Here is a 6,212-nt window from a genome sequence, read left to right as displayed (position 1 = left end):
AGCTTACGCGATGATTAGGGCTTTGAACAAACTTACTGGGCTAGGTATGCCTGAAACCCACTATGTAGCTTGATATTTGAACAATGATGAGAGTGTTGTTCGCTCACTCGATTTAGGAAACAAAGCCCATATCAAGGCGCTCTGTCGTATGCCATAGCGCGCTATGGTGAGACAGAGCAACGCAGAGAGGCCCGAAAAGATGCCTATTCAGCGGCTCTGCTTATCCCGATCTCAGGTTAATTAATTGAATAAACATAAAAAAGGACGCAGCAGCGTCCTTTTTACCTTAATCGGAATTACTTTTTACGGCCATCCTGCTCACGCTTAGTCTTAAAGTCCGACGCTTCTAACCAATGCGGCCAATCTTTACCATTGGCTAAGGTGGTTAACATACTCGCCATCAGATCTAAATCCTGCTTCACCCCTTCGAGGGTCCAGTTAGGATCATAATCATCGGCTCCTTTATGGTATTTATGGGCAATGTAGTCAGGATCCGTATCCCCAAGGCTCATAAATAACAAGCCGGGCACGCCTTGCTGGGCCAGAGCGAAGTGGTCCGATCTAAACATCAAACCATTTTGTGGTCTTGGATCGCCCTTCACCATCCGCCCCTGCGCCTTAGCGGCCTTATCCAAATAGGTTTCTAGCTCAGACACGCCCTCACCATAGCGCAGAATATAATCTACCCCTTGGTTCATATTCATGCCGTCAATATTTAAAAAAGCGACAATGTTTTTGGTCGGTACACTGGGATGCTGAGCAAAATGCTGAGCACCGATCAGCCCTGTTTCTTCGGCGGTAAAGGCACTAAACAGAATCGAGCGCTCAAGCGGCGCCGTTTTTGCTTGTTTGGCAAAGTAACGCGCAAGAGTTAACACACCTGCCACACCACTGGCATTATCGACCGCACCATTAATGATTTCCGGTTTACCGTCTTCTATCACTGTACCTAAATGATCCCAATGGGCATGCATCATCACCACCTCATCAGGGCGGCTTTTTCCAGGTAATAGTGCCGCCACATTGTGGGATTCAGCGCGCTCAATATGATTGTTTAAGCTGATATTGGCCTTTAGCTTTAAGGGAATGGCCTTAAAGTTTGGCTTAGCGGCTTGTTGTTTTAAGGTATCAAAGTCCATACCAGCCTTAGCAAAAATCTTTTTGGCGACATCATGTTGCACCCAACCCATCACGCCAACCTGCCCTTGATTATTGTTGGCATCGATGAGGGTAAACTTGGTACCTGTGTTAGAGTTTTGCACGACACCCCAGCCATAGGCTGCGGGTTCAGTTTCATGCACAATAAAAACAGCTTCAGCGCCTTGACGCGCGGCCTCTTCGTATTTGTAGGTCCAGCGGCCATAGTAGGTCATGGCATTGCCTTTAAAGACCTTGGGATCTTGAGTTGCAAAACCAGGGTCATTGACCAGCACTATCACGGTTTTACCTTTTACATCGAGTACCTGATAGTCATTCCAACCATATTCAGGCGCATTAATGCCATAACCGACAAACACTACATCGCTATTACTGAGGTTGACTTTATCGCTAATTCTCTGGGTTCTGGCGGTAAATTCACTGCCATTGACAAACTTAAGTCCGCCGATATCGAGTTGCATATTTTGATCGGCGGTGATTTTCGCCAGCGGTACCGCCTGCAAATAGCTGTCGCCAAATCCCGGCTTGAGCCCCATCTCTTTAAAGGCTTTCTCAAGGTAATCGATGGTCAATTGCTCACCTTCGGATAAGGGCGCACGGCCACCAAAGGCATCACTGGCTAAGGTTTTGACATCAGTACGATACTGATTCAAATCTAGGCTGTCGCTGAAGGAAGAGGCAGCCATTGCAGGTAGTGAAAGTAAGGAACCTAGGGCACCAGCAAGGATGAAATTTTTCAAGACTTTCTCCCAAGTTATTATCATTATTTAATTTTAGCGATAAACTCTATCATATCCCCCCAAGCTTGTGGCAGGTAATTGCCCCAGCTTTTGGGCTTTTGTTGTAACGGGATTTGACGAGCCATATTGTTATCCATGTGTGATATGCATGGTTTATCGGATTATTTTTACTGGAATTTATCCATGTCACGAGATTTATTACAAACCGCAGCCTTGAATCTTAAAAAAGCGGTTCCCTTAATGCTCAAGCATCAAATTCCCACAACGCCAATCAATTATGCTCTGTGGTATACCTACGTGGGGGAACAAAACCCAGCGTTAAACGCCCAGCTCGATACGGTTATCGCCCACTACAACACTTGCCCACCAGTGAGCAGTGAGTTGTTGTTTCGCCAGTATGTCGCCGATCCTGTTGAGCTTGATGTGCGTGATATGAGGCTTAATCTAGAGGCCATGGCCACAGAGCTGTCGCAATCGATTCGGGATACTAATCTTGATGCAGCCGACTTCCAAAGCTGTATTAATAATAACTTTGCCAAGCTCAATGGTGTCGAAGAAGGCACGCTCAGTGTTGAGCAAGTGCTCGATTTAGTCCGTAATTTGGTGAAGGAAGCCGACAATATTCGCTCAAGCACCGAGTTTTTTACGACCCAATTGCAAAAAGCCCAAACAGAGATTGATGCGTTAAAACAAAAGCTTGAAAAAACAGAAAAAGATGTACTTTACGATGCGCTCACTGGCTGTTTAAACCGCCGCGCCTTTGATGCCGATATCGCAGGCATGTTGGCACAGGCTCCCGAGGGCACCTGTCTTATCTTGGTCGATATCGATCACTTTAAGGCCTTTAATGACAACTATGGTCACCAGCTTGGCGACCAAGTATTAAAGGTCGTTGCAAAGCGTTTGCAGGAAGCCTGCCGAGATGGCTGTAAGCTGTACCGCTTTGGCGGTGAAGAATTTGCCATTTTAGTGCCAAAGAGCCAATTACGAATCACCAGGCAACTGGCTGAAGCCATGCGCCGTGGGCTTGAGAAACTCAGCATCAAGGATCGACGCAAAGATGAACGTATCGACAATATCACCGCCTCCTTTGGTGTATCTCAGTGGCAAGAAAGACAATCAGTAATACAACTTATTGAAAATACAGATAAGTTGCTTTACGAGGCAAAACGTCTAGGCCGTAATAGAGTGATGCCGATAAACAATTAATTCTGACATTAAGGCAGAGCCTTCAGCTCTGCTTTAATTGATTTGCCAATTTTTTAGTTACCAGTCAACCTGCCCATTGTAGCGAGTAACTCAAGCTATCAACTCGAATGTTCAAGCCACTTTTGGCTCCAACGTCCTATCGACTGTCGCCCCTTCGGATTGAGCTGCAGATTCTGGCTCGACCGGGATGGCCTGTACAACAAAACGCAATTCAGCCCCGCCTTGCAGCGCATCGAAGGGATAACAAGTGATGAGCGTTAAACGATTATCGTCAGTTGCCGCCATTAACTCAGTTTGCGATTCGTGTACTACTTCGGTCGCCACTACTTGATAAACAATTTCCTTGCCCGTCGCGGTTTGCAGCGCCAGACGGCGTCCAACACTAATGCCATTTAACATCGCAAAATGCGTATCCCTGTGCCCGGCAATCACTGTGTTGCCTTGCGCGCCAGCGGGCGTACTCGATAGTACTAAGGCAGGCCCGAAGGCCAAATTACGGCCAGATGCGCCCGCCAGCACATATAAGCTGTCGTTGGATGCCGGACCATCGAAGTGATTCGGTCTTTTAGCCTGCTCGATGGAAAGCTTAGCCACGGGATAGGTATCGGCCCAGGACCAAGGTTTATGTGACTGACCATCGATTAAGGTTTTAGCCCAAGCTTGTTCAATCAAATATTGGGCAAAGTGTGCTTTCGCTTGCATATAGAATCCTTTTCCAAACAACGTGATGCCGATTAATACCAATCCCACCAGCAACCCTATTTGTATCTGTTGAGTCACGCGCATACTCATGGATATGACTCAAGTGTTTAGCGCTAATGACAGCGCGCGTTGCTGCCGCTGCTGGCGACGAATCGACAGCGCCAACATCAAGGCAAGCAGTAACACGCCGCCCCCTAAGAGCATTTCGAAACGGCTCGAGGTCGATGTTTGTGGTAGAACACCGATTGGCTGCCAACCCAAGGGTAAATGCTGGCGCACCACTGCATCTCGGCTTATCACATTCGTGGTGATGGGCGTTAAATCCACCGCGACCAAGCTGGTATAGGGGCTGACTAAGTGATAGTTGAGCGAAAGCGCCGTGACCTGCTCTTTGACCTTGTCATCGTTAGCGCCGTTTTTACTCAGCTCTAAGGCCGCAATCTGTTTGCGCGCCCAGAGTAAATCGAGTCCCGCCGCGGGCTGCGCTACATCAGTTGCAGAATGGCTTGCGTCATTGGCTTGCAAAGATAACGACTGTTGCCAGTTTTTATGGCCCTGACGACCGGAGATCACCAGTTCCTGAGGATCACGTGGGTGGCGCTTTAGGCTGATCAATACCGGCTCACCACGGTATAGATCGGGGATTGGCGCTGGCCAGTAGTCAGGCACAGATCCATCGTCAAAGCGCACCTGTAAATCGGTGAGTACCGGATACTGGATTTTGCCCAGTAATTGGCTAATCTTTTGCTCCACTTCATCCACATCACCAATGTAAGTAAAAGTGCCACGCCCAAGTTCAGCCGCACGCTGCATAAAATGCGAGTTCGGCGCCGAGCCAATGCCTACGGTGAAAAGACGGTTGTCGCCAATTTGATTGCGGATTAACTCAAATAACGCCGCCTCATTGCCGACGGAGCCATCGGTCATAAAGATCACTTGTCTTAACGACTTATCCTCAGCCGAAGCTGTGTTAAACGCCTGCCTTGGCAGCGCGGCATTTAAAGCCTGCGCCATTTCGGTACCGCCATCGGCCTGCAAACGATTCACAAACTGACGCGCCTTGTCCAGATTAGTCGCTGTCGCGGGCAGCGGTGTGGACGCTAATAAAGACACATCGGAGTTAAATTCGATTATGTTAAAACTGTCCTGTGGCCTTAAACCGCGCAGCGCATAACGCAGGGCATTTTTCGCCTGAATAATGGAATCTCCCGCCATCGACCCCGAAGTATCAATCACTAAAATAAGCTCACGGGGCAAGTTCAGTTGTTCACTGGCCTCGACTTTGGGCGGCAGAACCATCACTAAGCTGTAGTTATCTGTATTGCTACTATTACCAGTTGGACCTGTATCCGCACTCGCATTCTTGTCCTGTGCCGTATGGGTTTTGCCCGCTTGGTTGAATACCCAAGCCACGGGACTCGTGCCCTGCTTAAGACGCCATTGCAGCACAAAGTCACGATTGGCGGGCACACGATTAGCCAAGGCAGCCGTCAGTTGCCCCTGTTTTTCATCTATCGTAATGGGATGATACGGACTCACCACGGCTGATTTGTCCACCCCTTCACCGAGTTTGACCTTAATATCGGCTTTTAGCACGGGATCCGCCTCGCTATTGGCGTTGCGGATCGGGGCGATAATCCGGTCGGCATCGAAGACTTGGCTGCTGGTCACACGCTCACTCTGGTTCCCACCGAGTGTTAGGCCTGGAATATAGCGCGGCGCCACCACCAGCGGAAAACGAAGGCTAAAGAGACCATCTTCATAATGAATGGTTTCTTGATAGCTGATTTCGACCACCAACTTTTCATCGGGAGCGAGGTTGGCGACTTCTGTAGTGAACATATTAGGCCGTTCTTGACTGACTAGACTGGCGCGTTTTCCTTCGGCTTTGGCCTGTTCAAAAATCTGTTTTGCTTGCTGTTTTAGGTGAATTTGACCTTCGATGATCCGCTCACCGATATGTAAACGCAGTGAGTCTACTGCCGCCTCATTGGGTAAAGGGAACAGATAGCGGCCATTGAGGACAAATCCGGTTTGATTACTGAAAACCTGCTTTACGCTCACCCTATTGGTTAACCCCGAGACCTGCATCGACACTTGCGTGTCTACGGGTAAGGACGGCATTAAACGGCCACTGGCGGTTTGATACACCAACATCCCTTGGGTGACATCATCGAAACTAAAAGCTGGCAATGTGCTCGCCGTGTGTTCATCGAAGGTCGCCGCAATATTTTGTGGTGCCGATAAGGTGCCCACACTGTTTGGTGAAGCTAACACCGCAAAGGGGAGCCCCCAACAGATGGAGGCGCCGATCACTAGCATCGCCAGCGTTTGACAAACTTCTTTTACCCTTTTCCCTGTGATCATCACAAAGGCTCCTGATCTTGATTGAATACGATTGAT

Annotated in this window: 4 protein-coding genes; 1 reads left to right on the top strand and 3 read right to left on the bottom strand. The window is 48.7% G+C overall.

Annotation, left to right across the window (positions count from 1 at the left end):
- Positions 1–296: 296 nt before the first annotated feature.
- Complete coding sequence (locus IEY09_RS18990) at positions 297–1,922, bottom strand: M28 family metallopeptidase (RefSeq protein ID WP_188872310.1); 1,626 nt, start codon at positions 1,920–1,922, stop codon at positions 297–299.
- Between the two features lie 159 nt (positions 1,923–2,081).
- On the opposite strand from IEY09_RS18990, the gene IEY09_RS18985 reads away from it, so the two are divergent.
- On the top strand, positions 2,082–3,107 hold the full coding sequence (locus tag IEY09_RS18985) for a GGDEF domain-containing protein (protein WP_188872309.1): 1,026 nt from the start codon (positions 2,082–2,084) through the stop codon (positions 3,105–3,107).
- A gap of 111 nt (positions 3,108–3,218) precedes the next feature.
- On the opposite strand, the gene IEY09_RS18980 is transcribed toward IEY09_RS18985, so the two are convergent.
- Both IEY09_RS18980 and IEY09_RS18975 read right to left on the bottom strand, forming a co-directional pair.
- Positions 3,219–3,899: a class GN sortase gene (locus tag IEY09_RS18980; protein WP_188872306.1), complete on the bottom strand. Its 681-nt coding sequence runs from the start codon at positions 3,897–3,899 to the stop codon at positions 3,219–3,221.
- Positions 3,900–3,908: 9 nt separating this feature from the next.
- The gene (locus tag IEY09_RS18975; protein ID WP_188872304.1) at positions 3,909–6,176 is read right to left on the bottom strand and encodes a marine proteobacterial sortase target protein; all 2,268 of its coding nucleotides are present in this window, start codon (positions 6,174–6,176) and stop codon (positions 3,909–3,911) included.
- Between the last annotated feature and the right edge of the window lie 36 nt (positions 6,177–6,212).

The organism is Shewanella xiamenensis (genome assembly GCF_014647135.1).
Taxonomy (GTDB): domain Bacteria; phylum Pseudomonadota; class Gammaproteobacteria; order Enterobacterales; family Shewanellaceae; genus Shewanella; species Shewanella xiamenensis.
The sequence above is the reverse complement of the archived record's forward strand: the minus strand, read 5'-3'. Positions and strand labels throughout refer to the sequence as shown.

Coding starts and splice junctions, on each gene's coding strand:
- IEY09_RS18990 (WP_188872310.1), bottom strand. CDS start 1,922: ATGATAATAACTTGGGAGAAAGTCTTGAAAAATTTCATCCTTGCTGGT.
- IEY09_RS18985 (WP_188872309.1), top strand. CDS start 2,082: ATGTCACGAGATTTATTACAAACCGCAGCCTTGAATCTTAAAAAAGCG.
- IEY09_RS18980 (WP_188872306.1), bottom strand. CDS start 3,899: ATGAGTATGCGCGTGACTCAACAGATACAAATAGGGTTGCTGGTGGGA.
- IEY09_RS18975 (WP_188872304.1), bottom strand. CDS start 6,176: ATGATCACAGGGAAAAGGGTAAAAGAAGTTTGTCAAACGCTGGCGATG.